Here is a 26,397-nt window from a genome sequence, read left to right as displayed (position 1 = left end):
AGGCCGAGCCGAAAACGATGGATTTCGAGAACCGGAGCGGAGCGTACTTTTGGTACGCGAGCACCGGAAGCACAGAAAGCCGTCGTTTGCAGGCCGGCCTCACCTGAATATCAGCACACCTGGCCCGAGGCCCAGCCGGACGACCAAGCCCACTGAAAATTATAGCCGCCCAGCCAGCCCGTGACATCGACGACTTCGCCGATGAAAAACAGCCCCGGCACGGATTTCGCCTGCATCGTCTTCTGATCGAGCCCATTGGTATCGACACCGCCAAGCGTCACTTCCGCCGTGCGGTAACCCTCGGAGCCGGCCGGCTTGATGCGCCAGTCGTTGACGGCGGCTTCGACGGTTTTCATTTGCAGGTCTGTCAAATCAGCGAGATTGCCATCGATCCCACTGCGCTCGGCGACTGCTTGCGCAAGGCGCTTCGGCAAATGGTTTGCAAGCACCGTCTGCACCGCTTGCCTGCCGTTGACGCGCCTGGCGGCGCGAAGCAGTTCCGCCACATCCCTCCCCGGCAGCATGGCGATGCGGATCTCGTCGCCCTCGCGCCAATAGGACGATATTTGCAGGATGGAAGGCCCGCTCAAGCCGCGATGCGTAAACAGCATCGCTTCTGAAAACCGCGTCTTGCCGCAGGCGACTTCGGCATCGACGGCATTGCCGGCCAAAGGCGCCAGCCGCTCCAGCGTTCTTGCGTCGAAGGTAAGCGGCACCAGCGCCGGCCGTGTTTCCACCACCGCAAGGCCGAATTGCGCCGCAAGCTCGTAGCCGAAACCGGACGCGCCCATTTTGGGGATCGACTTGCCCCCGCAAGCCACGACTAACGAGCTGCAAGCGACGCTGCCAGCGGAGAGCGTCAGCACAAACCCGTCCGCGGTCTTGCTGACGTTCCTCACCTCGGTCGACAACGCCAGTTCCACACCCCAATCCTGCATGTCGGAAACCAGCATGTCGATGACCTGGCGCGCCAAGCCGTCGCAAAACAGCTGTCCCAGCGTCTTCTCGTGATAGGCAATGCCATGGCGTTCGACGAGCGCGATGAAGTCGCCTTGCGTGTAGCGGCTGAGCGCCGAAATGCAGAAATGCGGATTGCCGGAGATGAAATTCTTCGGGCTGGTGTGGATGTTGGTGAAATTGCAGCGGCCACCGCCGGAGATGCGGATCTTCTCGCCGGGCTTTGCCGCGTGATCGAGCACCAGGACCGAGCGGCCGCGCTTGCCCGCCTCGATGGCGCACATCATTCCGGCCGCACCGGCGCCGATCACCACGACATCATAGGATTGCATCAGGCTGTTCGTTCCCGCTCGACTGGCGCTGTTTTAACAGGCCGCGCCAATCGTGCAGTCTCTACCCGTTCGTTGCGACTTCAGGCAACGCCTCGTTAGATCAGCGTCTCGGCGAACAGCGTCGTCAGTCGCTTCCAGTGGCGCTCGGCGCCGGCCGCGTTGAACACGCTGTGGTCCGACACGCACCAGCCATGCGCCATGCCGGCATAGTTTTCGATGACGTGGTCGACTTCCGCCACGCGCAGCGCCTCGGCCAGTCGCGCCGACTGCTCCGGCGGAAAGCTGCGGTCCACCCCAGACGTTCCGACATAGACCCGCGCCTTGATCATTGCAGCCTTGCGGTGCGGCCTGTCGGCGGCATCGCTGGCCAGATTGCCGCCATGGAAGCTTGCCGCCGCCACGATGCGATCGGGATAGGTTGCAGCCGCATTCAAGGCCCGCGCCCCGCCCATGCAGTAACCGACGACACCGACCGGTCCGGTGACACCTTCAGCGGTAAGCGTGTCGAGGAACGCCCTGCTGTCGCGGATGGTCATGTCCTGTGTCGTGCCGTGGACCAACGCCGTCAGCGCGACCTTGGTCTCCTCCACGACGAAAGCGGTCTTGGGCTCGAACGGCCCGTAGGGTGCTTTGCGATAGAAAAGATCCGGCACCAGCACCGCATAGCCCTCACCCGCCAGCCGCTCCGCCATTGCGTCGAGCGCCGGTCGCGGACCGAAGGCGTCCATGTAGAGAATGGTACCGGCCTTGACCGGGGAAACAGTCGCCGAACGGAACAATCCCGCCTTCGCCACGCCGTCCCCGGTCTCTATCTCAATGTCCTGCTTCGCCATGGCTCGCCCCATTGATTGTCGTGCGATACATATAAGCAGGCATTGTCAGGGCAAGCCGTTCCCTGACAATCCCGTTCAACACTTTGTGCAGGCGTTCAACGCCGCTACAGGCCAGCAAACGCCGTCATGTGAAAGGCCTGAACCTCAAGCGGATAGCGATGGGCCGTGCCATACGGACAAGCGTTGCGGTCGAGGCAGCCGCCGCCGCGGCATGGTTCGCCGTTTTGCCCGCGCACATGCGCCAGGCAGGACTCATAGGCGAAACCATCGACCGAATAGGCATCAACCGGACAGGATTTCAGGCAAGGTTTTGCGACACAGGCGTCGCAAAGGTGAATCGCTTCGCGACGTTCAGGAAGCGCGATCTCATCCTCGAACAGCAACGCGCCGCGATAGGCATGCCAGAGCCCGTACTGCGGATGCATCAGGATGCCCAGCGGCGACGGTCTCAGCCCCTCCGCTCGCATCGCCCATTGCTGGAACGGCAGATAAGGTCTGTCCGAAGGCGAAACGGCGCGCGCGCCGAATTTCTCCGCCACCGCACCGATCACTTCGCGCGACCATGTGTCGAGCGGATTAGCAATGGTTTGCGGTTGCCGGTCGCGCCAGCGCAGGAAATGCGGCCAGGGTGCCGCTCCCGCCTGCCCGACCAATAGCACGGATTTGGCAGGGGCGGCTGAAGGGCCATGCGGCGGCGTTTCGCTTGTTGCGAAATTGAAGCCGCCGCGCAGGATGAGGCCGTCGGCGGAAAGCGCGGCCGCTATCTCGTCAGCCCGGCGCCGCGCAATCATCCCTTCTTGTCCGGGTCGGAGAAAGCGCTCCGCCAGACTTCCTTGTGGATGATGTTGGCGACTTTAGCCCCGCCTGACTCGGGCTCCTTTCAGGTGAAGGCGTCAGCCATCGACGCCTTCTTCGTCGCGATGTAGTCCTTCAGCCCGTCGTCGATGCCCGGATCGAGATACGGCGCCTCGTAGGTCTCCAGCCAGCGGCGGGCGAGTTCGTTGGCGCGCTGCGGCGCTGTTTTCTCCCCCTCGGCCAGCCACTGCTCGTAGGAATTGTTATCGGCGATGCTGGAGCGATAGAAGGCGGTCTGGAAATTCGCCTGCGTGTGGTCGCAGCCGAGATAGTGGCTGCCCGGGCCGACCTGGCGGATGGCGTCCATCGCCTGGCCGTTTTCCGAGAGGTCGACGCCTTCGGAAAACTTTTGCGTCATGCCGAGCTGGTCGATGTCCATCATGAATTTCTCGTAGCAGGACGCCAGTCCGCCTTCGAGCCAGCCTGCCGAATGCAGGACGAAATTGGTGCCGGCAAGAATGGTCGAGTTCAGCGTGTTGGCGCTCTCATAGGCGGCCTGCGCGTCCGGAACCTTGGAGGCGCAGAGCGATCCGCCGGTGCGGAACGGCAGGCCGAGCCGGCGGGCAAGCTGTGCTGCGCCGTAGGAAACCAGCGACGGCTCCGGCGTGCCAAAGGTCGGCGCACCGGACTGCATGGAGATCGACGAGGCGAAGGTGCCGAACAGCACCGGCGCGCCGGGGCGGATCAACTGCGTGAAAGAGGCGCCGGCCAGCACCTCGGCCAGAACCTGGGTCAGCGTGCCGGCAACGGTCACCGGGCTCATCGCGCCGGCAAGGATGAACGGCGTGACGATGCAAGCCTGGTTGTGACGCGAATAAACCTTCAGCGCGCCCAGCATGGTTTCGTCGAACACCATCGGCGAATTGGCGTTGATCAGGCTGGTCAGCACGGTGTTGTTTTCGACGAAATCGTCGCCGAACACGATCTTGGCCATGGCGACGGTGTCTTCGGCCCGCTCTGGCGCCGTCACCGAACCCATGAACGGTTTGTCCGAATATTTGATGTGGCTGTAGATCATGTCGAGATGGCGTTTGTTGACCGGCACGTCGACCGGCTCGCACACCGTGCCGCCCGAATGGTGAATCGACGGCGCCATATAGGCGAGCTTCACGAAATTCCGGAAATCCTCGATCGTCGCGTAGCGCCTGACACCGTCGAGATCGCGCACGAAGGGCGGACCATAGACCGGCGCGAAGACCGTGGCGTTGCCGCCGATCTGCACCGAACGCTCGGTGTTGCGCGCATGCTGGGTGTAGATGGGCGGCGCGGTCTTCAGCAGCGAGCGGCAGAGGCCCTTGGGAAAATGCACGCGCTCGCCCTTGACGTCGGCGCCCGCCTCTTTCCAAAGCTGCAGCGCCTCGGCGTCGTCGCGAAAGATGATGCCGATCTCTTCCAGCACCGTATCGGTGTTGTTTTCGATAATCGCCAGGCCTTCCTCGTTGAGGACCTCATAGATGTTGATCTTGCGCTTGATATAGGTGAGCTGGGTGCCCGGTCCGCCGCCCGAGCGCGCCGCCCGCCTTGCAGCCGCGCCGCCGCTGGCAGCACGTCCACGTCGCGCATTGGACGCTTCCTGGTCGACTGACGCGTTTTCACTCATGATCGTTTTTCCCTAAAAACCGTTTGCGGCCGCGTATGGCGGCTTCTCGCCCGGATCGTAGCCATGCACCCTATTCGAAACGGCCCGCCAGCGCCAACGCCTGTCGCAAAATCGACAAGAATTCCAATAGATTTGCGGTCGCTTTCCTTTTGCGGGAAGTCGCAAATCAGCTATGGATACCTGCCCCCGCCGGGTTAGGTATTGACGCGATTATTTTAAGCCGCCGTGGTCGCATCCCGTGCGGCAAGGAGCCCGAGAAAAATGGCCGACGACGAGATCATCCTCTCCGAGCTTTCCGACGACGAGTTGGTGCAGCAGATGCACGACGATCTCTATGACGGGCTGAAGGAAGAGATCGAGGAAGGCACCAACATCCTGCTCGAGCGCGGCTGGGTGCCCTACAAGGTGCTGACCGAAGCTCTGGTCGAAGGCATGCGCATCGTCGGCGAGGACTTTCGCGACGGCATCCTGTTCGTTCCCGAGGTGCTGCTGTCGGCCAACGCCATGAAGGCCGGCATGTTCATCCTGCGCCCGCTGCTGGCCGCCACCGGCGCGCCGAAGCAGGGCAAGATGGTGATCGGCACCGTCAAGGGCGACATCCACGACATCGGCAAGAACCTCGTCGGCATGATGATGGAAGGCGCCGGCTTCGACGTCATCGATCTCGGCATCAACAATGCGGTGGAAAAATACCTCGACGCCATCGAGCAGCACCAGCCCGACATTATCGGCATGTCGGCGCTTTTGACCACGACCATGCCCTACATGAAGGTCGTCATCGACACGATGAAGGAAAAGGGCATCCGCGACGACTATGTCGTCCTGGTCGGCGGCGCGCCGCTCAACGAGGAATTCGGCAAGGCCGTCGGCGCCGATGCCTATTGCCGCGACGCGGCTGTGGCGGTCGAGACCGCGAAGGACTTCATGAAGCGCAAGCATAATATGCGCGCTTCAGCCTGATCTCTTCCGTAAGGCGTCTGGCCCACAATCGAAAGCCGCGCCTTGCAGCGCGGCTTTTTTGTTCCCAGCTATTGGAACGGATGGCTGCGTCAGGGTTTGGTGACGGTGTCGTCGACGGCTTTGGCAGTCGATTTGATATCCCGGCCGACACCACGGACGGTGTTGGCACAGGCCGTAAGCGCCAGGACGCAGGCAAGGATTGCAATCGGCGCAACGCGTAACAGTTTCATGGACGGTTTATCCCTCTCTCGATAGATTCGCCCCACAGCAACGAAGGCCGCTTCGACCGGGTTCCATGGCCAGAATGCAAAAAACGAAACCGAATCAAGACGACAGGCTGCTGGTCATCGCCTGTGGAATGATTGCGCGCGAAGTTTTGGCCGTCAAGGAGCAGCTCAAGCTCGACCATCTCGACCTGACCTGCCTGCCGGCGGAGTTCCATTTCTACCCCGACCGCATCGCACCGGCGATGGACAAGGCGATCGAAAAGGCCAAGGCGGAAGGCTATAGCAACATCTTCGTCGGCTATGCCGATTGCGGTACCGGCGGCATGCTCGACCGGGTCCTGGAGAAGCACGGCGTCGAGCGCATGGCCGGGCCGCACTGCTTTGCCTTCTACCAGGGCATGGACGCCTATGCGAAGGTCGCCGACGACGACATGATGTCGTTCTACATGACCGATTTCCTGTGCCGCCAGTTCGACGCCTTCTTCATGAAGCCGCTCGGCCTCGACAAGCACCCGGAGCTGATCAAGGACTATTTCGGCAACTACCAGAAGCTGATCTACATCGCCCAGACCGACGATCCGGAACTCGACAAAGTCGCCGAGAAGGCCGCGAAGATGCTTGGCCTCGCCTATGAGCGCCGCTCGACCGGCTATGGCGACCTGACGGCTGAATTGGCGCGGGTGGCGGCACATCCAGAAGAATTGCGTTAGGCGCCCGACTTCGGATTATTTGCTCTCCGGTTGCGGATCCGACACGAAATCGACAACGCGGCCGTTGTCTAACCGGATCGGCCCTCTTGCAGTTGGATCCTTGCGCAAAGCCTCTGCAAGCAGAGCGTCGACTGTGTCGAGATTGACCTGCAGAATTGTGCGGTCGCCCAGTTCCCAGTACTCGCCTTCATCGAAGACGTCGAACTTGTCGAAAAAAGGAGCAACTTTGCGAAGCAACTCGATGATCTCGATATGCGCCTCCGACCCCGCAAACTGGGTCTTGCAATATTGCTGCATGAAGAGGTCCCTGTCGAACTCGAACCTTAGGCGATCCGACTTGGGATGCGGCAGGCATTCTATCCCCAAGACCGGGCCGATATAGTCAACGCTGCGTTCGTCGATGACCCGGTTGAGAACCATTTCGGCCTCGTCTATCGGCCGAAATCGCCAGTCTCGAGCGATGGCAAGCGCTTCAACTTCCTGCAACAGCGCAACATATTGTTCCTCTCCGCGCAGTTGTCCCTCAAAATGGATTGTAACCCCCACGCGCACCTCCCGCGGAACATACCGCTGTTTAAGCACGGATGACAGGCCGCCGCGAATGGGTAAGTGTGCACTGGAAGATAGAATCGGCTGCTCCAGCCGCGCCAACATGGATACCACCGATGACCCCTCGCGTCCTGCTCGCCGCCCTTGGCCTCCTCTGCCTCGTCTTGCCCGCTCGCGCCGACGGCGAGGTGCAGAAGATCATCACGCCTGCCGACAAGGTTCGCCTCGACAAATATGGCGAGACCCGAAAGGCGGCGCTGGCCGAGGCAAAAGCGGGAGACCCGGCTGAGGTCAGCCAACTCGACGCGCTGCTGGCAAAGCCGATAGTGGCCTTTTCCGACAAGGACCTGAGCGGCAACTGGCAATGCCGAACCATCAAGGTGGGCCTGACCGGCCCGCTGGTCATCTATGGCTGGTTCAAGTGCAAGGTCACGGACGATGGCTCCGGCTGGCAGCTGGAAAAGGTCAGCGGCTCGCAACGCACCAAGGGCCGTTTCTTCGACGATAGCGAAAAACGCGCGATATATCTCGGCTCCGGCTATGTCAATGACAACAAGCCAAAACCCTATGGCAGCGGCCCGGAAAGCGACCAGGTCGGCTATGCCTTCCGCACCAGCGCCAATGAATGGCGCATCGAATTCCCGGCGCCCTACTACGAATCGAAACTTGACATCATCGAGTTCAAGCGCTGATCCGTTGGTCTCTCGCTGGCCGGGCGGTCATCAAGATTTAACCTCGCCCGGCACAGAATTGAGCCGGGCAGCGCACGGCAAATGGTTGCGCGCCGGCAAGAAAGCGCGCCATGGCATCAGCGGTTGAAAAAAGTGCTGCGATCGTCATCGTCACCGAAGGCGGGCCGCACATCTGGGCCATCGTCAACGCCATCGCCGACCAGTTCGGTCCTGTCAGCGTCATCCTCGAAAGCCCTGAATCCAAAAAACAATTGCTGCTCGGCCGGGCGCGCCGCCAAGGCTTGTTTTCGGCCATCGGCCAGCTTGGCACGATGGTGCTGACCAGGCTCGGCAAACGCTTCTTCGCCGGGCACGCGGAGCGGCTGATCGCAGCGCAAAAACTGCAGACAGAGCCGAGGCCGGGACAAAAGATCATCCACGTCTCCTCCGCCGACGGGCCCGATTGCCTGCAGGCGGTCGCCGACATCCGCCCGGGCGTGGTGCTGCTCGCCGGCTGCCGGATTTTGTCCCGGCAGACGCTGGCGCAAATGCCCTGCCCGGTGCTCAACTACCACGCCGGCATCGCGCCCAAATACCGCGGCATGAATGGCGGCTACTGGGCGCTGGCCTCCGGCGATCTCCAGAATTTCGGCACCACCGTGCATCTGGTCGACGCCGGCGTTGACACCGGCGGCGTGTTGAAACAGGCGCGCGGCAAGCCGGAGCCCGGCGACACGATTTCGAGCTATGCGTTGCGCCAGGCGGCGTTCTCGCGCGACATCTGCGTCGAGGCGGTCCGCGACGCCTTGGACGGAAAGTTGGCCACGATCAAGCCGGACCTGCCCTCGAAACAATGGTACCACCCGACGATCTGGTTCTATCTCTGGACCGGCCTGACCAAGCGGGTTTGGTAGCCAGCCTTCCCTCGGAATCTCGCCTTTCTTTTTGCGACTCTCAATAGCGTCGCTTTTGAATGCGCGCGCGTCGTCCCATAACAAGCAGCCCCACTGCGCATCCGGCAATGCTCACACCAGCTGGATAAAGTGGTGGAACGTCGTTTCCCTCATGGACGCACGGCGCTCTACAGGGAGTGAGAGAATTCATGGCCGATCTGATTGTCGTCTATTGGCGCGACATCCCCGCCCAGGTCATCGTCAAGAAGGGCCGGCAGAACGCCAAGCGCGAACTGCCGCTGCGCTTCACCGAGGCGATCGATATGTGCGCCATGCGCACCGGCGCCGGCGGCACCGACGATTACCTCGCCGAATGGCGCAAGGCCGATCCGATCCCGGTCGGCGACGACCTCGAAGCCGAGGTCGAGAAGGCATTCAGCGACATCGACGCGAAATACGACCGCGAGCGGCTGGTCGCTCTGGTCAAGGCGGGCGGGAAAGAAAATGTCTGAAACCACTCCTGCCAAAGAGGGGCCAAGGGTTACCCAGCCGGTTACCCAGGCCACTCAGGTCAAGAAAGCAGCGCCGAAATCCGACTACAAGCCGGCCGACGTGTCGCCGCAGCGGCGCGTGCAGCGGTCGTTTGCCATCAGGCTGTGGTCCATTCGGCACTCGCGATTGCTCGAATGGTTCTACTCCAGGTTCGCCGACATGTTCCTGCTTCTTCATCCGCTTTGGAAAGGCCTCGGCTATGGGCGCGTCGAGGCGCCGATCAAGTTTGTCGAAAGGCGCGTCAAGGGCTTCATGTTCGACTGCCGCATGTGCGGCCAGTGCATCCTGTCCTCGACCGGCATGTCGTGCCCGATGAACTGCCCCAAGCAGCTGCGCAACGGCCCTTGCGGCGGTGTGCGCGCCAACGGCAATTGCGAGGTCGAGCCCGATATGCCTTGCGTCTGGGTTAAGGCCTGGGAAGGCTCGCGGAACATGGAGCATGGCGACAGGATCCTGACCGTGCAGAAGCCGGTCGACCAGTCGCTGCGCGAAACCTCGGCCTGGCTGCGGGTGACGGCCCAGTCGGCAGCGGCCCGTGAAGCAGCGGCCAAAGCCAAGACTGGAGCGGCCGCGTGATCGGCCGCCAGCGCGATGAAAACCCGGCCGGCATCCATCTGCCGCTCGATCCCCTGCCCGGCCACTCCTCACGTGGCCGGCTGGAGCGCGTGCTGAGGCGCGGCGAATTCGCCGTCACCACCGAGCTCAACCCGCCCGACAGCGCCGATCCCGAAGACGTCTACAACAGGGCGAAAATCTTCGACGGCTGGGTCGACGCCATCAATGCCGTCGATGCCTCCGGCGCCAACTGCCACATGTCGTCGGTCGGCATTTGCGCGCTGCTCACCCGCATGGGCTACGCGCCGATCATGCAGATCGCCTGCCGCGACAGGAACCGCATCGCCATCCAGGGCGACGTGCTGGGCGGTGCCGCCATGGGGGTCGCCAACATGCTGTGCCTCACCGGCGACGGCGTCCAGGCCGGCGACCAGCCCGGCGCCAAGCCTGTCTTCGACCTCGATTCCATGTCGTTGCTGGAAACCTGCCGCATTATGCGCGACAACGGCAAGTTCCTGTCCGGCCGCAAGTTGACGACGCCGCCGCAAATTTTCCTCGGCGCCGCCGTCAACCCCTTCGCGCCACCCTTCGATTTCCGCCCGATCCATCTCGGCAAAAAGATCGCCGCCGGCGCGCAGTTCGTGCAGACGCAATACTGCTTCGACGTGCCGATGTTCAGAACCTTCATGCAGAGGGCGCGGGACTTGGGGCATACGGAAAAAGTTTTCATCCTGTGCGGCGTCGGCCCGCTGGCTTCGGCCAAGACGGCCAAATGGATCCGCTCCAACGTGCCCGGCATCCATATTCCCGATGCCATCATCAAGCGGCTGGAAGGTGCGCAGGACCAGAAGAAGGAAGGCAAGCAGCTCTGCACCGACATCATCAACGAGGTGAAGGAAATTCCTGGTGTCTCCGGCATCCATGTGATGGCCTACCGCCAGGAGGAATATGTCGCCGAGATCGTCGATGAATTGGGTGTGCTGAAAGGCCGCCAGCCATGGAAACGTGAGATCCGCCACGACGATCAGATGGTCGCCGACCGGCTCGAGAGCATACTGCACGACGACATTACCGAAACGCAGGTGGATATGGTGAAGACCGCGCACTGACAGCGCGGACGGCCAGCCATTCGCTTGAATGAAACCAGACAACGATATAAAGAAATCTTTATATCAGGCGGAGAGACTTCATGACCCGGACCATCGTCGCCTCGGCGACACGAGAGATCATCATCGGCTTCGACCAGCCTTTCTGCGTCATCGGCGAGCGCATCAACCCGACCGGCCGCAAGAAGCTGGCCGCCGAGATGATCGCCGGCAATTTCGAGACAGTCATCAAGGATGCGCTGGAACAGGCCGCCTGCGGCGCCACCATGCTCGACGTCAATGCCGGCGTCACCTCCGTTAATCCGAACGAAACCGAACCCGGCCTGCTGGTGCAGACGCTGGAGATCGTCCAGGGCCTGGTCGACCTGCCGCTGTCGATCGACTCGTCGGTCACCGCCGCCATCGAGGCAGCGCTCAGGGTCGCCAAGGGCCGCCCGCTGGTCAACTCCGTGACCGGCGAAGAGGAAAAGCTCGAAGCCATCCTGCCGCTGGTCAAGAAGTACAATGTTCCGGTCGTCGCGATCTCCAACGACGAGACCGGCATTTCGATGGATCCGGATGTGCGCTTTGCCGTCGCCAAAAAGATCGTGCAGCGCTGCGCCGATTTCGGCATTCCCGCGCATGACGTCGTCGTCGACCCACTGGTGATGCCGATCGGCGCGCTGGGCGATGCCGGCCGCCAGGTCTTCGCGCTGTTGCGCCGCCTGCGTGAAGAGCTCAAGGTCAACACCACCTGCGGCCTGTCCAACATCTCGTTCGGCCTGCCGCACCGCCACGGCATCAACGCCGCCTTCATCCCGATGGTGATCGGCGCCGGCATGACCTCGGCGATCATGAACCCGGTGCGCCCGCAGGAAATGGAAGCCGTGCGCGGCGCCAATGTGCTCAACGGCACCGACGAGAACTGCACCAACTGGATCAGGACCTACAAGGACTACAAGCCGGCCGAAGGCGGTCAGGCGGTCGCAGCGCCCACCGCGGTTAACGCTCCGGGCGAAGGCGGCGGCAATGGCAATGGCGGTCGCCGTCGCGGCGGCCGTGAAGCCCGCATGGCCAGGGGATAGAGCGAGACAGGACACGGTTTTCTTGACAGATCAAGACCGCACAAGGCCTGAAATGCCGAACTGGCAGGTAATTCTGCGAGTGGCTTTTTGCAGCGTATTTATGCTTTTGGCCGGGTCCTATGCCTTCGGCTATCTGAGTTATGAATACCTCCGGTATTTTGTTCTGTGTATCTACGCCACTGCCTTTCTAATGTTTGTCCTGATCGCATTTCCACTTCTGCTCGGGGCAATTCCCGCAAGGACATTGGACCGGCAAAGACTGGACAATTTCTCCATGTTTTGGCTGCGATGGTATCCGCTGCCGCTCATCGCTTCCTATCTGGCAAGCCTCGCATATGTGAAATCTTTTCCCAGTGCCGGCTTAGTCGAGTAATGAAAATATGAACTCGCCTGCAAACATTACTGATCCGCTCGTGCTGTTCATGCCGTCAGGCAAGCGCGGGCGGTTTCCCGTCGGCACACCGGTGCTCGATGCCGCGCGTCAGCTCGGCGTCTATGTCGAGAGCGTCTGCGGTGGCCGCGCCACCTGCGGTCGCTGCCAGATCGAAGTGCAGGAAGGCAATTTCGCCAAGCACAAGATCGTCTCGTCCAACGACCACATCTCGCCCAAGGGCGCCAAGGAAGAGCGCTATGAGCGCGTCCGCGGCCTGCCCGAGCGGCGGCGCCTGTCCTGCTCGGCGCAGATTCGCGGCGACCTCGTCATCGACGTGCCGCAGGACACGGTCATCAACGCCCAGACCATCCGCAAGGATGCCGACACGCGCGTCATCGCCCGCGATTCGGCGATCCGCATGTGCTATGTCGAGATCGAAGAGCCCGACATGCACAAGCCGCTGGGCGATCTCGACCGCCTCAAGATCGCCTTGATGAAGGATTGGGGCTTTAAAAACCTCGAATTCGACTTCTACCTGATGCCGCAGGTGCAAGGCATACTGCGCAAGGGTAACTGGACCGCGACCGCGGCCATCCACAAGGATGCCGAAAGCGACATCGCCCGCGTCATAGCACTCTGGCCCGGCCTCAAGAACGAGGCCTATGGACTGGCCTGCGACATCGGCTCGACCACCATCGCCATGCATCTGGTGTCGTTGCTGTCGGGCCGCGTCGCCGCTTCGTCAGGCACCTCCAACCCGCAGATCCGCTTCGGCGAGGATCTGATGAGCCGCGTCTCCTATGTGATGATGAACCCGGACGGCCGCGAAGGCATGACGGTCGCCGTGCGCGAGGCGATCTCGGGCCTGGTCGACAAGGTCTGCGCGGAAGGCAATGTCCAGCGCAACGACATCCTGGATTCCGTCTTTGTCGGCAATCCGATCATGCACCATCTGTTCCTCGGCATCGATCCGACCGAACTCGGCGGCGCGCCCTTCGCACTCGCCGTCTCGGGCGCGGTGCGCATCAAGGCCGCCGATATCGGCCTGAAGCTCAACCAGGGCGCCCGCCTCTATATGCTGCCTTGCATTGCCGGCCATGTCGGCGCCGACGCCGCAGCCGTGACGCTGTCGGAAGGCCCGCATCGTCAGGACGAGATGATGCTGATCGTCGACGTCGGCACCAATGCCGAGATCGTGCTTGGCAACCGCAAGCGGGTGGTCGCAGCCTCCTCGCCCACCGGTCCCGCCTTCGAGGGCGCGGAAATCTCCGGCGGCCAGCGCGCTGCCCCCGGCGCCATCGAACGCGTGCGCATCGACCCCGATACGCTGGAGCCGAAATACCGCGTCATCGGCTCTGAACTCTGGTCCGACGATCCCGGCTTCCTCGACAGCGTGCAGGCGACCGGCGTCACCGGCATTTGCGGCTCCGGCATCATCGAGATCGTGGCCGAAATGTACCTCGCCGGCATCATCTCCGAGGATGGAGTGATCGACGGGTCGCTGGCCGAGCGGTCGCCGCGCGTCACGGTCAACGGCCGCACCTTCTCTTATGTCTTGAAGGAAGGCGAACCCAAGATCACCATCACCCAGACCGACGTGCGCGCCATCCAGCTTGCAAAGGCGGCGCTCTATGCCGGCACCAAGCTTCTGATGGAAAAGCAGAACACCGAACACGTCGACCGCATCCATTTCGCCGGCGCGTTCGGCTCGTTCATCGATCCGAAATACGCCATGGTGCTCGGCCTGATCCCGGATTGCGACCTCGACAAGGTCTCGGCCGTCGGCAACGCCGCCGGCGCCGGTGCGCGGATGGCGCTGCTCAATCGTGGCTATCGCCGCGAGATCGAGGACACGGTCAGCCACATCGAGAAGATCGAGACCGCTCTGGAGCCGAAATTCCAGGAGCATTTCGTCTACGCGATGGCGCTTCCCAACAAGGTCGATCCGTTCCCGAAACTGTCGGCGGCGGTGAAATTGCCGCCACGCAAGACCGTCAGCGAGGATGGCGTCGCCGGCGACGCCGCCCCGCGCCGGCGTTCGCGCGAAGGCCATGCCGCCAGGCGCAGCCGGGAATAAGCCGCCTTACGAAGGCCGCCAATTCGCCCAATTTCATTTGTATGCAAATGTTTCCAGATCGCACCGATCTGGAAACCGAAACGCTGTTTTGGCGCAATCCGTCCGATACAGACGTGAAGCATTTAACGGACATCGAATGGCGGACCGGACTATTCCGCCGCCACAACGCTCCAAAGGAGAATAGAGATGTTCGAGACCCTGGGCCGTTTTCGTGCGGCCATGAAGAATGCACAGGCCGTGCGCGCCATGAACAACCTGCCACCCGAAATCCAGAAGGACATCGGCTGGCCCGTGTCGCCGCGCATCGACGCCCAGACCAACCTGTCGCGTCTGATCCTGGGCTCGGGCCGCTGATGACCTTCGCCGACAAGTGCAAATTGCTGACCAAGCGCCGGGGCCGCCGCATGGTCCCGGCTGCGACCGACATCAAGCTGCGCGCCGCGCTGCTGCCCCGGCGCTGAGCCGCGCTGCGCAAAACAGCGGACCTGGCTGATCAAACAACCGTGTTGGCTTGGGCCAGAATCTTGACATTTCGGCTGGAGGTACGATCTTCGAGACAGTGGGGGAATTCTCTTAGTCGGCTGCGGCCGAGCTTGTGTACGCGAATGCCCAGTTTCAAAAGCCACCTCGTTTCCTTCATCCTCCGGCACAGCCGCAAGAAGGCATTTGCCAGCCCGGAAAACCTGCAGCGCTGGATCGCCTATGCCCGCAAGACCGAGGATCATCATCCCCCGGCATTGCTGCGGGAGCAGCTCGATATCACCGAGCGCAGCGTCGATGGCTTCCCTGTCTATGAAATCGCGCCGAAGGCCGGCGAACGCAGGCGCATCCTCTACATGCATGGCGGCGCCTATGTCTTCCAGATCACATCCTATCATTGGGGGTTGATCGCCGAGGTGGCCGAGCGCTTGGGTTTCGGCATCACCGTGCCGATCTATCCCATCGCGCCGGAGCATGATTTCCACGCCATGTTCGGCATGGTCGGCGACGTCTACCGGCAGATGCTGGATGAGACCGACGCTGAAGACATCGTCTTCATGGGCGATTCCGCGGGCGGCAACATGGCCGTCGTGCTGACCATGATGGCGGCTGAGGAAGGCCTGCCCTTGCCGTCGCGCCACGTGCTGATTTCACCCGGCCTCGACATGTCGCTGTCCAACCCCGAAGTGTTCGAGGCGGAACGCAACGATCCGTGGCTCGGCATTTCCGGCGGGCTGGAAGCGATCCGCATGTACAGTGCCGGCATCGATCGCAGGGACTGGCATATCAGTCCGCTCTATGGCGACCTCTCGGTCCTGCCGCAGACCCTGCTTCTGACCGGCTCGCACGACCTGCTCAGCCCCGACAATCTGATCTTCGCCAAAAAGGCACGCGCTGCCGGCGTCGATATCGACGTCGTCTATGAGGAAGGCATGTTCCACGTCTGGCCGCTGATCGAGATGCCGGAGGCGCGTCGCGCCAGGGACAGCATCGTCGCCTTCCTTGAAGGTGAGCCCACCAGGCGGCGCGCAACTGCGCGGCGCACGGCGCGACCCGCTCTCGCGGCGCGCCCCGCCCAAGCAGCGGAATAGCAGAGCAATTCCAGGAAAAGTGTAAAACGGTTTTCCCGGGAAAGCGTGTAGCGCTTTCCCTTGGGAATTGAGTCAAAACAAGGAGTTAGAGCGGCTCGCCGTTTCCGTGAAACGGTGAACCGCTCTAGAACTTGCCGGTTTCGCGGAAAAGCTCGAACGTCGCACGGATATGGTCGGCGACGGCCTTGACCGGCGCGCTGGCGTCCGGCGACACCACCATCGCCAGATTGTAGGTGCCGATATCGGGCATGCCGTCCTTCGGGCAAAGCTCGACCATGTCGTTGCCCAGGAACGACTTCGGCAACGGTGCAACCGCGAGATCCGACATGATGGCGGCGCGCTGGCCTGCCGTGTGGGCGCTCATATAGGCGATGCGGTAATTGCGGCCTTCACGGCTCAGCGCATCGAGCGCGCCGGCCCGCCAGGCGCAGCCCTCTTCCCACAGCGACACCGGCAAAGGCTCGCGCAGATGCGCGCTGCCGCCCTTGGCGCCGGCCCAGACGATCGGCTCGGTGAGCAGCACCTCGGCGCCGAGTGCGCTGGTCTTGTAGGAATTGGTCAGCAGCGTGATGTCGAGCGCCCGGTCGTCCATGCGGCGGCGCAGATTGCTGCTCTGGTCGATGGTGACGTCGACGGCAATCGACGGATGCGACTGCGCGAAACGCTTCAGCACATGCGGCAACACGCGCTCGCCATAGTCGTCCGGCGAGCCGAGCCGCACCACGCCGACGATCTCGGGGATGATGAACTTCGACACCACCTCGCGGTTGATCGACAACAGCCGGCGGGCATAACCGAGCAGCATCTCGCCATCCGTGGTCAGCGTCACCGAGCGCGCATCCCGCGCGAAAACAGAGCGCCCGAGAATGTCCTCGAGCTTCTTGATCTGCATGGAGACCGCCGACGGCGTGCGGAACACCGCATTGGCCGCCGTGGTGAAACTGCCGGTCTCTGCAATGGCCACGAAGGTGCGCAAAACGTCGAGATCGAGCAGCGGCAGCGGATGATTGAGTGGGGCGTTCATCGGGATCGACCTTCAATTTTTCTGATGTGAAGCATCATTCAATTTCGTTTGATTGAACATCAGATTGGGAGGATAGTCAACTCCATCGAAGGCAGAACGTGCCATGGCTCCAACGCTCCTGACACGGAATTGCACTCGATGCGGAATATCCAGGCGACGGAACGCGTTCATGCGGGACGTGCCACAACCAAAGGAGAATGAAATGTCTATCCTGTCATCCATCGGTCGGCTTGCGACCGAATTGAGCGCGGCCCGCGCCCGCTTCCAGACCGAACGTGCGATCCGCTCGCTGCCGATCGAACTGCAGAAGGATATCGGCTGGCCTGAAGCTGCCGACACCAAGACCGGTGCACGCCACGGCGTCGGATCCTGGGCTGGAGCAAAGTAAACCATTGTGTACCTTGTGCTGAAGGCCTGCCGCGCAGACCAGCCCGGCAGGCCTTCTCTATTCGCCCTGCAGGCTTTCTCCAACTTATTTGCACTCAAATGATTTTCAGAGCCGTGTCGCCGCTGCATGGCGCATATGCGTCACTTGCATGGCGCCTCAATGTCGCCGGTAACACACTGTAAGTAATCGTAAATTTTGGGCACCATGCCCAATAATGTCGCAAACGATGTCGCATTTCCATTCAAGCGCTTCGCATTTGCGATTTAGTTTCTGCTCACGCAGGCCTATATCACCGTCAGCAAACGAGCTGCCCCACTCCATCAAGCGAAGGCGACCCGTCTGAGCAACCGATAGGAGATGATGATGAAGCTTTTTGCCCGCCTCTTTGCCCGCCGCGAAATGAACCTGACGACCGCTCTCGAGCGCCAGCGCCTTGCCAATACCATGCCCGGCCAGACCGGTGCCATGAATGCGGTGCGCCTCGGTTTCGTTGCCTGAGATAACGGCTAGCGCTCAGCGCTTCCCTGCCGCTGCCGATAGTCGATAACAGCGCCGCTTCGGCTTGACCGAAGCGGCGTTTCTCGTTTTTGGCACCTATGCCGCCGCAACCATGCCCAATCCGTCGGCAGCCCGTGCCTGTCATCCCGGACGATTGCTCATTTGCGACCCATGTCGCAAATATAGTTTCCGCTTAGCCCCCTAGCCAATTGACAGGAATGGTTTTTCCTGATGTCGCTGTGCTGTTCGCGACATCCTGTTCGCGCCATGGCTGCGTGAGGTTCCCTTGAACGCCGTAAAGCATCCGATCAAGCGATCGTTTGTATTCTTCCTTGTCCCGGACTTCACCATGATCGCCTTTGCGACGGCGCTCGACCCGCTGCGCTCGGCCAACCGCATGCTTGGCTATGAGGCCTATCGCTGGCGCTTGGCCAGCATCGACGGCAAGCCGGTGCGCGCCTCCAACGGCGTCGAATGCGCCGTCAACACCTCGCTCGAGGAAGAGCGCAAGAAGATGGCCGGACCGGATCGGCCGAACATGGCCATCGTCTGCAGCGGCATGAATGTCGAGCGCTACCAGAACAGGTCTGCCTTCGCCTGGCTGCGCGAGGAATATAACAGAGGCGTCGCCGTCGGTGGCCTGTGCACCGGCGCGCATATCCTTGCCGCCGCGGGCCTGCTCTCCAACAAGCGCTGCGCCATCCATTGGGAAAACCTGCCGGGCTTTTCCGAGGCTTTTCCGAAGGCCAATGTCTTTGCCGACCTCTTCGAGATCGACCAGAACATCTACACCTGCGCCGGCGGCACCGCCGCCCTCGACATGATGCTGAAGCTGATCGGCGACGATTTCGACGACAATCTGGTCAACCGCGTCTGCGAGCAGGTGTTGACCGACCGCGTGCGCAGCCCGACCGACCGCCAGCGCCTGCCGCTGCGCGCGCGCCTGGGCGTCCAGAATTCCAAGGTGCTGACCATCATCGAACTGATGGAAGGCAATCTCTCCGAACCGCTGTCGCTGATCGAGATCGCCGACCATGTCGACCTGTCGCGCCGCCAGATCGAGCGCCTGTTCCGCACCGAGATGGGCAGATCCCCTGCCCGCTACTACTTGGAAATCCGCCTCGACCGCGCCCGGCACCTGCTGATTCAGTCGTCGATGCCGGTGGTCGAGGTAGCGGTCGCCTGCGGCTTCGTCTCGGCGTCGCATTTCTCCAAATGCTACCGCGAGCTCTATGCCCGCTCGCCGCAGCAGGAGCGCGTCGACCGCAAGCAATTGCTGGCGGCCTGATCCGAAAACGCACTCAGGCTTCGGCGGGCTGCGCCTGTACTGTGCGCATCGCCTCGACGCGGATATCCTCGGTCAGCCGCGCCTTCAGGCCTGAGAATTCCGGGCTGGTCTTCAGCGTGTAGTGGCGTGGATGCGGCAGGTCGATGGCGACATCCGACTTGATGCGGCCTGGCCGCGCGCTCATCACGATCACCCGCGAAGCGATGAAGATCGCCTCCTCGATGTCGTGGGTGACGAACAGCACTGTCTTCTTGCGCCGCTCCCAGATGCCGAGCAGCAGTTCCTGCATCAGTCCGCGCGTCTGGTTGTCGAGCGCACCGAACGGCTCGTCCAGCAACAGGATTTCGGGATCGTTGGCCAGCGCCCGGGCGATCGCCGTGCGCTGCTGCATGCCGCCGGACAGCTGCTTTGGCCAATGGTTCTCGAAGCCCTTCAGCCCGACGAGGTCGACATAGGAAGCGACGATCCCGTCTCGCTCCTTTTCGGCCATGCTGCGTTCGCGCAGGCCGAAGGCGATATTCTGCGCCACCGTCAGCCACGGAAACAGCGTGTAGGACTGGAACACCATGCCGCGATCCGGTCCCGGCCGCGTCACCGCCTTGCCGTCAAGCAGCACACGGCCTTCGCTCGGCGCTTCCAGGCCGGCAACGATCCTGAGCAGCGTCGACTTCCCGCAGCCGGACGGCCCCAGAATGGTGATGAAGTCGTTGGCCGCGACCGCAAGGTCGACCGGCATCAGCGCCTTGACCGGCTGCCCGCCGCGCACGCCGGCGAAGGTTCGCGAGACGCCTTCGATAAGCAACTTGCTCATGCCAGGCTCCAGGGAAAGAGCCAGCGATTGAACGCCTTGAAGGCGAAGTCGGACAACAGTCCGATCAGCCCGATGACGATGATGCCGAAGATGATCTGCCCTGTCGCCAGCCGCGACTGGCTGTTGATGATCATGTAGCCGATGCCTGAGGACGAACCGATCAGCTCGGCGACGATGACATAGGTCCAGGCCCAGCCGAGCACCAGCCGCAGCGTCTCGGCAATCTCGGGCGCATTGGCCGGCATGATGACCCGTTTGACGATACCGCTGTTGGTCGAGCCCAGCGTATAGGCCGCCTCGACCAGGTCGCGCCGCGTCGAGCCCACCTTGACCGCGACGATCAGGATGATCTGGAACACCGAGCCGACGAAGATGACCAGCAGCTTTTCCAGCTCGCCAATGCCGGCCCACAGGATGAGCAGCGGAATGAAGGCCGAAGCCGGGAGGTAGCGGGCGAAGGAGACGAACGGCTCCAGAAACGCCTCTATTGGTTTCCAGGCGCCCATGGCGATGCCGATCGGCACGGCGACGATCGACGCCAGCAGGAACCCGCCGAAGACCCGCCAGATGGTGATCAATATGTCGAGCCAGAAGCGGTCCTCGACCAGCAGCCGCCAACCATCCCGCAGCATCGACAGCGGGTCGGCGAGGAAGATGCGGTTGACGTGGCCGCCAAGCGTGATCCACGCCCAGAAGGCGACGAACAGCACGAAGAAGGAAATGCCAAGCACGGTTCGAATGCCCGGCGACACCGGATGCAAGGGGCGCATCTTCAGATCGTCCGCATCGTCAAATCATCACTTGTCCAGGAGAGAGCGACGGCCCTAGGCGCCGCCGCACAATGGTCAAAGGCGAGGCCTGTCAGTTCGCCACCGCGCTGGTGTCGGCCAGCGTGGCAACGTCTGGCGCTTCCTTGATCAACCCCATCTGCAGCAGAAGCTCGCCGGCGGTCTTGGAAAAGTCCTGGAATTCCTTGGTGAAGAACTGCTTGTTCTCCGCCTTGTCGGCCCATTTCAGGTATTTCGCCGAATCCTCGAATTCTTTCGCAGACTGCTTCACGTCGGCGCCCATGATCTCGTAGGATCTCTGCGGATCGCTCTTGATCAGGTCGAGCGCTTCGAAATAGCTGTCGGCCAGCGCCTTGGCGGCGTCGGGATTGGCGGTGAGGAATTCAGGCGTGCAGCCGACCGTGTCGAGCACCATCGGGTAGTCGAGCGTGGTCGCCAATATGTGGCCCTGATCGGACTTGTCGCGCACCGCCGAGATGAACGGCTCATAGGTGACCGCCGCATCGTTCTGGCCGGCGAGGAAGGCTTGCGCCGCCGCATCCGGTTCCAGGTTGACGACGGTCACATCCTTGGTCGACAGGCCGTTCTTGTTCAGCACCCAGGCCAGCATGAAATAGGGCGACGTGCCCGGCGCCGAGGACGCGACATTCTTGCCCTTGAGGTCGGCGACGGTCTTGATGTCGTTGCGCACGACAATGCCGTCGGCGCCATAGGATTTGTCGAGCTGGAAGATCTGCTTGGTGGTGACGCCGCTGGCGTTCCACACCAGCCAGGTCTCGACCGTGGTGGCGGCGCATTGCAGATCGCCGCTGGCGATGGCGAGCGGCCGGCTGGCCTGCGGCACCTTCTTCAGGGTCACGTCGAGGCCATGCTTCTCGAAGATGCCGGCCTGCTTGGCGAGCGTCAGCGGCGCAAAGCCGGTCCATCCGCTGATGCCGATGGTGACCGATGTGGCAGCCTCGGCCGGCACGGATATTGCAGCCGCAAGCGCCAATACCGCGGCAGCGACGATGGTCTTGTTCATGTCGGTTCCCCTTGTTTTTTCGGATGCCGAATTGTGTCACAGACGCCCATGGGCTTGTCAATGAAACCGGCCCTTCACGGCAGCGTGATGATGCGAACGCTAACGCGCATCGAACATCCAGCTGCGGTCGCGCCACATCTTTTCGCCGACCTGGCAGTCGGTCGGCCGGTCCTGCGCCAGCACCACCGGCGGATGCCCGGCCTCCTCGCGCGCCCGTTGCGGCGAAGCGGCGCCGGCCAGCTCCAGCACCAGCTTGCGGCGGATGGCTTCGGGAAACTGCGTCCAGTCATTGACCGGGATCATGAAGGAGCCGGGACCGCCGATGACGCAGTCGCTGTAGTAGCGGTCGAGATTGTTGACGTCATAGGCGCCGCCGAACCCGCCGCGCGTCATCAGCGGCAGGCCGTTGATGATGATGCCTTGCTTGACCACCGCGTCGCGGGTGATGTCGACGGGCGCGCCCTGGTTGTTGGGCCCGTCGCCGGAAATATCGATGACGCGCTTTGTCCCCTGAAAACCGCTTTCGGCGAACAGATCGCTGCCGAATTCCAGCGCGCCGGAAATCGAGGTGCGCCGGGCGCTGGCCGGCGGATGGGCGGAAAGCTGCGCGGCCACCCGCTCGGCATCGGCCCGGCTGGCGATCACCGTCCACGGCACGACGACCTGCTGCGTGGTCGCACCCGCCCATTCGACATAGGTGACGGCGACCTTGCCGTAGGCGCCATCGGCGATGGCCTGCAGAACATTGTCGTGCGTCAGCGCAGCAGCATAGCCGCGACGCTGGATTTCGAGTTCGCCCGGCGACATCGACAGCGACACGTCGACGGCCAGCACCAGCTCGACGTCGACCGGCTCGGCGGCTTGAACCGGCGGCACCAGCCAGAGCCCCAGCGCCAGCGCGGCGCTGCCTGAAAGGAAATGTCGTGCGCAAGAAAAAGCAGACATACCCGAAGGTAAGCGAAAACCGGCTGCTGACAAAGCAAAAAGCCGGGACTGAGGGCTTCTACATCTAACCCCGAAACGGCGGCGCGGTTCGGCCTCATTTGTTGATGGGTCGCCCACCTTTGCCGCGCCATTCCACGTCGTCGGCTCCGGCCTTCGCCGCTTCCGGGTTTGGACGGGACTTCTTTCTGCCGATGCCACGAAGCGCCCTCCAGTTCGGCTTGAATGATGGCGGCAGCCACAACAGGATGCCTGCTATCGCGGCGGGCAGGATCACGGCGAAACGCAATACCGACAGCACGACACCGCAGAACCCGACGATACGCGCCGCCCGCCCCTCGCCGAAGCGCCGCGCAAGCAGATGCCGCGCGATCACCCCACCATCCAGAGGGTATGCCGGTAGAATGTTGAGGACGGCGAGTACCCCATTCAACATGGCGCCGATCCATAGCGTCCACGCAAGATAAGTCATCGGCATTGGAGGCGGCGCACTGAACAAGCTGTCCGATTCGACAGGCGCCAAAGGTTTGGCGATCAGATAATAGGAAGCAGCGAAAAACGCCGCCAACAGGATGTTGGTCAGGGGTCCGGCAAACGCAATCCACGCCCAACCATAGGACGACGTGGCGCCGCGCTTGAAGTAGGCAACCCCGCCAAACAGATAAAGCTCAATCCTGTTGGTGCCGATCCCTTGCCGGTGGGCAACCCATGTGTGCGCCAGTTCGTGCAGGAACACCGATACGAAAAACAGTGCGGCAAAGATCGATGTGTGGATCAGCGCGGTTTTGGGACGCGTCGACCACTCGTGCAGAAAGGGCAGGACAACCGGGATGGCAAAGGTCCAGCTGACGAGAACGGGGATGTTCCCATTCACGCTGAACACCAGCGCATCGCTCTTCCTGTCCCAGCCAAATCGCCGCAAGTGCTTCACTCCGCCCGAAGCGACGGTAGGCGAGAATTGCCAGCTTACAAAGAGAAAAGCCCGGCAAGGAGCCGGGCTTTCATCTGTTCGTTTTGCGTCACACCAATATGAGCGGTGCTGCCGAGAAATCGACGGCGCTCAACTCCGCGGTTTCAAATTCTCCGGATCGTAGAGCGGCTTGTAGCCGACGGCAGCCACCTCGACCGGGTAGGTCTCGCCGAAATATTCGATGGCAAACTTGCGGCCCTCCTGGGCGTGGGCCCAGGGCAGATAGGCGAGGCCGATGTTCTTGCCGATGGTCGGGCCATAGGCCATCGACGTGGTGAAGGAGCGGCGGCCGAGTTCGTCGACAAGGGTTTCGCCGGTCTTCGGATCCATCACCGGCATGGTGCCGACGGGATAGCGGGCAACACCCTTCGAATCGACGTTTTCCGTCATCACCAGCGTGCACAGGATCGCCGGCTGGTGTTCGCGGGCGCGGTATTCGACATGTTTGGCCTTGCCGCAGAAATCGTTCTCCTTGACCTTCGGTCGGGCAAGGTCGGCCTCAAGCAGATTGTACTCGGTCAGAAGGTCGGCGTTCTGCAGGCGCAGGCTCTTTTCCATGCGCCGCGTGTTGGCATAGGTCTCGACGCCGAACGGCATGACGCCGGTCGAGCGCAGCGCGTCCCAAACGGCCAGGCCGTCCTCGTAGCGCATATGCAGTTCCCAGCCCTGCTCGCCGACATAAGAGATGCGGAAGGCGGTGACGTCCTTGCCGCCGATCCTGACCGGCTTGATCGCCGCGAAGGGGAAGTTCTCGAGCGAGAGACCATCCGGATTTTCGACCACTTTCTGCAGCGTCGCCCGCGCGTTCGGTCCCCAGATGCCGATGGTGACGTATTTTTCCGTCACGTCGGTGATGGTGACGTCAAAGCCTTTGTCCTGCGCGGTGCGCTGCATGTAGCGGAAGTCGCGCGGACCGGCGTCGGCGCCGTCGATCAGACGGCAGCGGTCGGCCATGCGGATGACGGTGAAGTCGGCGCGCACCATGCCTTCCTCGTCGAGGAAGTGGGTGTAGATACCCTTGCCGATGTTGTTGTCGCCACCAATCTTGGCCGCGCACAGCCACTCCAGCAGCGCGACATGATCCGGCCCTTCGATGTCGTACATCGAGAAATGCGAGAGGTTGACGATGCCGCAATCCTCGCTCATCGCCAGGTGCTCGGCATTGGACACCCGCCAGAAATGGCGATTGTCCCACTCGTTCTCACGTATGGGAACCCGGTTGCCATACTTCTCCAGCAGATGCTCGTTGGCGGCATAGCCATGCGCGCGCTCCCAACCGCCCAGCTCCATGAAGTAACCGCCAAGCTCCTTCTCGCGCTCCCAGAACGGCGAGCGGCGGATGTTGCGGCCTTTGGAGAACGGCTCGCGCGGATGCACCGCTGGATTGTAGACCTTCATCGCCGTCTCGGTGCAGCGATCCCAGATGAACTGCTCTTTCGTCTGGTGCGGATAGAAGCGCGCATAGTCGATGGCGTGATGGTCGATTTCCGTGCGGCCGTCCGTCATCCAGTCGGCGATCAGCTTGCCCATGCCGGGGCCGTCCTTGACCCAGATGGCGACGGCGTACCAGAGGCCCCTCACCTTCTGGCTCTCGCCCATGGACGGGCCGCCATCGGCGGTCACCTGCAACAGGCCGTTGAAGGAATGGCTTTCATTGTAGCCGAGTTCGCCCAGGATCGGCGTCAGTTCCATGGCGCGCTCAAGCGGCGCCAGGATCTGCTCCATGTCGAGATCGCGCTGCGACGGCGACAGCCGCGCCTGATCCTTTTCCAGCAAATCGCGCGGATGGCAAAGACGCGGATTGGTCTCTTCGTAGTAACCCCATTCGATCTGGCCGCCCTCGGCAGTCTTGGGATCGCCGGTGTCGCGCATATAGGCCGAATTGCCTTGGTCGCGCAGCAGCGGCCAGCCGATCTCCTTGCCGGTGCCGGCGAACTCGTTGTAAGGCCCGAAGAAGGTCAGCGGATGGTCGATCGGCATGACCGGCAGGTCTTCGCCGACCATTTCGGCGATCAGCCGGCCCCAGATGCCGGCGCAGACGATGACATAGTCGGCCATGATCGTGCCGCGGTCGGTGACGACGCCCTTGATGCGGCCTTCCTCGACAATGAGGGATTTGGCCGGCGTGTTGGCGAACGACTTCAACTTGCCGGACGCTTCCGCCTGGTCGACCAGCTTGCCGGCGACGGTCTGCGAGCGCGGGATGACCAGGCCGGCATCGGGATCCCAAAGGCCACCCTGCACCATGGACTCTTCGATCAGCGGGAATTTTTCCTTGATCTCGGCCGGTTCGATCAGCCGGGCGCGGGTGCCGAAGGATTTGGCCGAGGCGATCTTGCGCTTGATCTCGTCCATGCGGCTGTCGTCGCCGACGCGCGCCACCTCGAGGCCGCCGATGCGGGCATAATGGCCCATCTTTTCGTAGAAATCGATCGAGTAGAGCGTCGTCCAGCACGACAGGAAATCATGGCTGGTGGTGTAGCAGAAGTCCGAGGCATGCGCCGTCGAGCCGATGTCGGTCGGGATGCCCGATTTGTCGATGCCGACAATGTCGGTCCAGCCGCGTTCGATCAGATGATGGGCGATCGACGCGCCGACAATGCCACCCAGGCCGACGATGACGACCTTCGCCTGTTTCGGAAACTCTGCCATTGCCGCGACTCCAAGGGGATAAAGCGGGCGTGTCCGCGCCCGTTCGAATGGCGCACAATATGCAGAGGACGTGGATGGAGCTACCGCCTGTTTGCGACACGTCGCGGATGCGACGCGACCCGGCGCG

Annotated in this window: 28 protein-coding genes; 15 read left to right on the top strand and 13 right to left on the bottom strand. The window is 62.3% G+C overall.

Annotated features, from left to right (window positions below; all coding sequences use genetic code 11):
- Window positions 1–110: 110 nt before the first annotated feature.
- From ACYG9Y_RS08170 to ACYG9Y_RS08155, 4 genes are all read right to left on the bottom strand, one after another.
- A complete protein-coding gene (locus ACYG9Y_RS08170; protein ID WP_023739088.1) occupies window positions 111–1,289 on the bottom strand; it encodes a BaiN/RdsA family NAD(P)/FAD-dependent oxidoreductase in 1,179 nt (392 codons plus the stop codon).
- A gap of 95 nt (window positions 1,290–1,384) precedes the next feature.
- Entirely contained in the window at window positions 1,385–2,122 is a 738-nt protein-coding gene (locus ACYG9Y_RS08165) for a dienelactone hydrolase family protein (protein WP_023706083.1), read from the bottom strand.
- Window positions 2,123–2,226: 104 nt separating this feature from the next.
- Entirely contained in the window at window positions 2,227–2,913 is a 687-nt protein-coding gene (locus ACYG9Y_RS08160) for a 4Fe-4S dicluster domain-containing protein (protein ID WP_023706084.1), read from the bottom strand.
- Window positions 2,914–3,002: 89 nt separating this feature from the next.
- A complete protein-coding gene (locus ACYG9Y_RS08155) occupies window positions 3,003–4,577 on the bottom strand; it encodes a trimethylamine methyltransferase family protein (protein ID WP_023739089.1) in 1,575 nt (524 codons plus the stop codon).
- Window positions 4,578–4,838: 261 nt separating this feature from the next.
- Between ACYG9Y_RS08155 and ACYG9Y_RS08150 the strand changes: the two genes are divergently transcribed.
- Window positions 4,839–5,537 (top strand): corrinoid protein, encoded by a 699-nt coding sequence (locus ACYG9Y_RS08150; protein WP_023670402.1) that lies wholly within the window; start codon window positions 4,839–4,841, stop codon window positions 5,535–5,537.
- Window positions 5,538–5,626: 89 nt separating this feature from the next.
- Here the strand turns inward: ACYG9Y_RS08150 and ACYG9Y_RS08145 are convergent, their stop codons facing one another.
- The gene (locus tag ACYG9Y_RS08145) at window positions 5,627–5,767 is read right to left on the bottom strand and encodes an entericidin A/B family lipoprotein (RefSeq protein WP_023670401.1); all 141 of its coding nucleotides are present in this window, start codon (window positions 5,765–5,767) and stop codon (window positions 5,627–5,629) included.
- A gap of 65 nt (window positions 5,768–5,832) precedes the next feature.
- Between ACYG9Y_RS08145 and ACYG9Y_RS08140 the strand changes: the two genes are divergently transcribed.
- The gene (locus ACYG9Y_RS08140; RefSeq protein ID WP_023733763.1) at window positions 5,833–6,474 is read left to right on the top strand and encodes a DUF1638 domain-containing protein; all 642 of its coding nucleotides are present in this window, start codon (window positions 5,833–5,835) and stop codon (window positions 6,472–6,474) included.
- A 15-nt stretch (window positions 6,475–6,489) separates the two neighbouring features.
- Here ACYG9Y_RS08140 and ACYG9Y_RS08135 read toward each other — a convergent pair whose 3' ends face one another.
- Window positions 6,490–7,128 (bottom strand): hypothetical protein, encoded by a 639-nt coding sequence (locus ACYG9Y_RS08135; protein WP_023739090.1) that lies wholly within the window; start codon window positions 7,126–7,128, stop codon window positions 6,490–6,492.
- An 11-nt stretch (window positions 7,129–7,139) separates the two neighbouring features.
- Here ACYG9Y_RS08135 and ACYG9Y_RS08130 point away from each other — a divergent pair, with 11 nt between their 5' ends.
- The 10 genes from ACYG9Y_RS08130 to ACYG9Y_RS08085 all read left to right on the top strand — a co-directional run bounded on the left by ACYG9Y_RS08130 (window position 7,140) and on the right by ACYG9Y_RS08085 (window position 15,885).
- Window positions 7,140–7,715 (top strand): DUF4893 domain-containing protein, encoded by a 576-nt coding sequence (locus ACYG9Y_RS08130; protein ID WP_023670399.1) that lies wholly within the window; start codon window positions 7,140–7,142, stop codon window positions 7,713–7,715.
- A 110-nt stretch (window positions 7,716–7,825) separates the two neighbouring features.
- Entirely contained in the window at window positions 7,826–8,608 is a 783-nt protein-coding gene (locus ACYG9Y_RS08125; protein ID WP_023739091.1) for a formyl transferase, read from the top strand.
- Window positions 8,609–8,796: 188 nt separating this feature from the next.
- Entirely contained in the window at window positions 8,797–9,099 is a 303-nt protein-coding gene (locus ACYG9Y_RS08120; RefSeq protein ID WP_023670397.1) for a virulence factor, read from the top strand.
- On the top strand, window positions 9,092–9,715 hold the full coding sequence (locus ACYG9Y_RS08115; RefSeq protein ID WP_023739092.1) for a methylenetetrahydrofolate reductase C-terminal domain-containing protein: 624 nt from the start codon (window positions 9,092–9,094) through the stop codon (window positions 9,713–9,715). Before ACYG9Y_RS08120 ends, ACYG9Y_RS08115 begins: the two co-directional genes overlap by 8 nt.
- A complete protein-coding gene (locus tag ACYG9Y_RS08110; RefSeq protein WP_460223110.1) occupies window positions 9,712–10,803 on the top strand; it encodes a methylenetetrahydrofolate reductase in 1,092 nt (363 codons plus the stop codon). Before ACYG9Y_RS08115 ends, ACYG9Y_RS08110 begins: the two co-directional genes overlap by 4 nt.
- Before the next feature lie 80 nt (window positions 10,804–10,883).
- A complete protein-coding gene (locus tag ACYG9Y_RS08105; RefSeq protein ID WP_023739093.1) occupies window positions 10,884–11,864 on the top strand; it encodes a methyltetrahydrofolate cobalamin methyltransferase in 981 nt (326 codons plus the stop codon).
- Window positions 11,865–11,886: 22 nt separating this feature from the next.
- Window positions 11,887–12,237 (top strand): hypothetical protein, encoded by a 351-nt coding sequence (locus ACYG9Y_RS08100; RefSeq protein ID WP_460221750.1) that lies wholly within the window; start codon window positions 11,887–11,889, stop codon window positions 12,235–12,237.
- A 7-nt stretch (window positions 12,238–12,244) separates the two neighbouring features.
- Window positions 12,245–14,314 carry an ASKHA domain-containing protein gene (locus ACYG9Y_RS08095; protein WP_023739095.1) on the top strand — a complete coding sequence of 690 codons (2,070 nt, stop codon included), beginning with the start codon at window positions 12,245–12,247 and terminating at the stop codon, window positions 14,312–14,314.
- Between the two features lie 186 nt (window positions 14,315–14,500).
- Window positions 14,501–14,668, top strand: a complete 168-nt coding sequence (locus ACYG9Y_RS08090; RefSeq protein ID WP_196813564.1) for a hypothetical protein — start codon at window positions 14,501–14,503, stop codon at window positions 14,666–14,668.
- Between the two features lie 251 nt (window positions 14,669–14,919).
- Window positions 14,920–15,885: an alpha/beta hydrolase gene (locus tag ACYG9Y_RS08085; protein ID WP_023739096.1), complete on the top strand. Its 966-nt coding sequence runs from the start codon at window positions 14,920–14,922 to the stop codon at window positions 15,883–15,885.
- A 124-nt stretch (window positions 15,886–16,009) separates the two neighbouring features.
- Here ACYG9Y_RS08085 and ACYG9Y_RS08080 read toward each other — a convergent pair whose 3' ends face one another.
- Window positions 16,010–16,909 (bottom strand): LysR substrate-binding domain-containing protein, encoded by a 900-nt coding sequence (locus ACYG9Y_RS08080; RefSeq protein WP_023670389.1) that lies wholly within the window; start codon window positions 16,907–16,909, stop codon window positions 16,010–16,012.
- Between the two features lie 202 nt (window positions 16,910–17,111).
- Between ACYG9Y_RS08080 and ACYG9Y_RS08075 the strand changes: the two genes are divergently transcribed.
- The 3 genes from ACYG9Y_RS08075 (at window position 17,112) to ACYG9Y_RS08065 (ending at window position 19,083) form a co-directional block, all read left to right on the top strand.
- Window positions 17,112–17,297 carry a hypothetical protein gene (locus ACYG9Y_RS08075; protein WP_023681786.1) on the top strand — a complete coding sequence of 62 codons (186 nt, stop codon included), beginning with the start codon at window positions 17,112–17,114 and terminating at the stop codon, window positions 17,295–17,297.
- Window positions 17,298–17,660: 363 nt separating this feature from the next.
- The gene (locus ACYG9Y_RS08070; RefSeq protein ID WP_023681787.1) at window positions 17,661–17,795 is read left to right on the top strand and encodes a hypothetical protein; all 135 of its coding nucleotides are present in this window, start codon (window positions 17,661–17,663) and stop codon (window positions 17,793–17,795) included.
- Between the two features lie 349 nt (window positions 17,796–18,144).
- Window positions 18,145–19,083, top strand: coding sequence for a GlxA family transcriptional regulator (locus ACYG9Y_RS08065; RefSeq protein ID WP_348524244.1), 939 nt, complete (start codon window positions 18,145–18,147; stop codon window positions 19,081–19,083).
- Window positions 19,084–19,096: 13 nt separating this feature from the next.
- On the opposite strand, the gene ACYG9Y_RS08060 is transcribed toward ACYG9Y_RS08065, so the two are convergent.
- The 6 genes from ACYG9Y_RS08060 to ACYG9Y_RS08035 form a co-directional block, all read right to left on the bottom strand.
- A complete protein-coding gene (locus ACYG9Y_RS08060) occupies window positions 19,097–19,894 on the bottom strand; it encodes an ABC transporter ATP-binding protein (RefSeq protein WP_023688108.1) in 798 nt (265 codons plus the stop codon).
- Window positions 19,891–20,664, bottom strand: coding sequence for an ABC transporter permease (locus ACYG9Y_RS08055; RefSeq protein WP_023688107.1), 774 nt, complete (start codon window positions 20,662–20,664; stop codon window positions 19,891–19,893). The genes ACYG9Y_RS08060 and ACYG9Y_RS08055 overlap by 4 nt, the downstream gene beginning before the upstream one ends.
- A 91-nt stretch (window positions 20,665–20,755) precedes the next feature.
- Window positions 20,756–21,706, bottom strand: a complete 951-nt coding sequence (locus ACYG9Y_RS08050) for an ABC transporter substrate-binding protein (RefSeq protein ID WP_023688106.1) — start codon at window positions 21,704–21,706, stop codon at window positions 20,756–20,758.
- 99 nt (window positions 21,707–21,805) lie between these two features.
- Entirely contained in the window at window positions 21,806–22,651 is an 846-nt protein-coding gene (locus tag ACYG9Y_RS08045) for a DUF1194 domain-containing protein (RefSeq protein ID WP_023739097.1), read from the bottom strand.
- A gap of 94 nt (window positions 22,652–22,745) precedes the next feature.
- Window positions 22,746–23,570 carry a M50 family metallopeptidase gene (locus ACYG9Y_RS08040; RefSeq protein WP_023739098.1) on the bottom strand — a complete coding sequence of 275 codons (825 nt, stop codon included), beginning with the start codon at window positions 23,568–23,570 and terminating at the stop codon, window positions 22,746–22,748.
- A 138-nt stretch (window positions 23,571–23,708) separates the two neighbouring features.
- On the bottom strand, window positions 23,709–26,270 hold the full coding sequence (locus ACYG9Y_RS08035; RefSeq protein WP_023688102.1) for a GcvT family protein: 2,562 nt from the start codon (window positions 26,268–26,270) through the stop codon (window positions 23,709–23,711).
- Window positions 26,271–26,397: the final 127 nt, after the last annotated feature.

The sequence above is a fragment of the Mesorhizobium sp. W050 genome, from assembly GCF_054719535.1.
Note: the sequence above shows the minus strand (reverse complement) of the source record. Positions and strands in the feature narration are given on the sequence as shown.

Coding starts and splice junctions, on each gene's coding strand:
- ACYG9Y_RS08075 (WP_023681786.1), top strand. CDS start 17,112: ATGTCTATCCTGTCATCCATCGGTCGGCTTGCGACCGAATTGAGCGCG.
- ACYG9Y_RS08160 (WP_023706084.1), bottom strand. CDS start 2,913: ATGATTGCGCGGCGCCGGGCTGACGAGATAGCGGCCGCGCTTTCCGCC.
- ACYG9Y_RS08055 (WP_023688107.1), bottom strand. CDS start 20,664: ATGCGCCCCTTGCATCCGGTGTCGCCGGGCATTCGAACCGTGCTTGGC.
- ACYG9Y_RS08135 (WP_023739090.1), bottom strand. CDS start 7,128: ATGTTGGCGCGGCTGGAGCAGCCGATTCTATCTTCCAGTGCACACTTA.
- ACYG9Y_RS08035 (WP_023688102.1), bottom strand. CDS start 26,270: ATGGCAGAGTTTCCGAAACAGGCGAAGGTCGTCATCGTCGGCCTGGGT.
- ACYG9Y_RS08125 (WP_023739091.1), top strand. CDS start 7,826: ATGGCATCAGCGGTTGAAAAAAGTGCTGCGATCGTCATCGTCACCGAA.
- ACYG9Y_RS08130 (WP_023670399.1), top strand. CDS start 7,140: ATGACCCCTCGCGTCCTGCTCGCCGCCCTTGGCCTCCTCTGCCTCGTC.
- ACYG9Y_RS08140 (WP_023733763.1), top strand. CDS start 5,833: ATGGCCAGAATGCAAAAAACGAAACCGAATCAAGACGACAGGCTGCTG.
- ACYG9Y_RS08155 (WP_023739089.1), bottom strand. CDS start 4,577: ATGAGTGAAAACGCGTCAGTCGACCAGGAAGCGTCCAATGCGCGACGT.
- ACYG9Y_RS08165 (WP_023706083.1), bottom strand. CDS start 2,122: ATGGCGAAGCAGGACATTGAGATAGAGACCGGGGACGGCGTGGCGAAG.
- ACYG9Y_RS08170 (WP_023739088.1), bottom strand. CDS start 1,289: ATGCAATCCTATGATGTCGTGGTGATCGGCGCCGGTGCGGCCGGAATG.
- ACYG9Y_RS08095 (WP_023739095.1), top strand. CDS start 12,245: ATGAACTCGCCTGCAAACATTACTGATCCGCTCGTGCTGTTCATGCCG.
- ACYG9Y_RS08115 (WP_023739092.1), top strand. CDS start 9,092: ATGTCTGAAACCACTCCTGCCAAAGAGGGGCCAAGGGTTACCCAGCCG.
- ACYG9Y_RS08085 (WP_023739096.1), top strand. CDS start 14,920: ATGCCCAGTTTCAAAAGCCACCTCGTTTCCTTCATCCTCCGGCACAGC.
- ACYG9Y_RS08105 (WP_023739093.1), top strand. CDS start 10,884: ATGACCCGGACCATCGTCGCCTCGGCGACACGAGAGATCATCATCGGC.
- ACYG9Y_RS08060 (WP_023688108.1), bottom strand. CDS start 19,894: ATGAGCAAGTTGCTTATCGAAGGCGTCTCGCGAACCTTCGCCGGCGTG.
- ACYG9Y_RS08090 (WP_196813564.1), top strand. CDS start 14,501: ATGTTCGAGACCCTGGGCCGTTTTCGTGCGGCCATGAAGAATGCACAG.
- ACYG9Y_RS08145 (WP_023670401.1), bottom strand. CDS start 5,767: ATGAAACTGTTACGCGTTGCGCCGATTGCAATCCTTGCCTGCGTCCTG.
- ACYG9Y_RS08150 (WP_023670402.1), top strand. CDS start 4,839: ATGGCCGACGACGAGATCATCCTCTCCGAGCTTTCCGACGACGAGTTG.
- ACYG9Y_RS08080 (WP_023670389.1), bottom strand. CDS start 16,909: ATGAACGCCCCACTCAATCATCCGCTGCCGCTGCTCGATCTCGACGTT.
- ACYG9Y_RS08065 (WP_348524244.1), top strand. CDS start 18,145: ATGATCGCCTTTGCGACGGCGCTCGACCCGCTGCGCTCGGCCAACCGC.
- ACYG9Y_RS08120 (WP_023670397.1), top strand. CDS start 8,797: ATGGCCGATCTGATTGTCGTCTATTGGCGCGACATCCCCGCCCAGGTC.
- ACYG9Y_RS08045 (WP_023739097.1), bottom strand. CDS start 22,651: ATGTCTGCTTTTTCTTGCGCACGACATTTCCTTTCAGGCAGCGCCGCG.
- ACYG9Y_RS08050 (WP_023688106.1), bottom strand. CDS start 21,706: ATGAACAAGACCATCGTCGCTGCCGCGGTATTGGCGCTTGCGGCTGCA.
- ACYG9Y_RS08070 (WP_023681787.1), top strand. CDS start 17,661: ATGAAGCTTTTTGCCCGCCTCTTTGCCCGCCGCGAAATGAACCTGACG.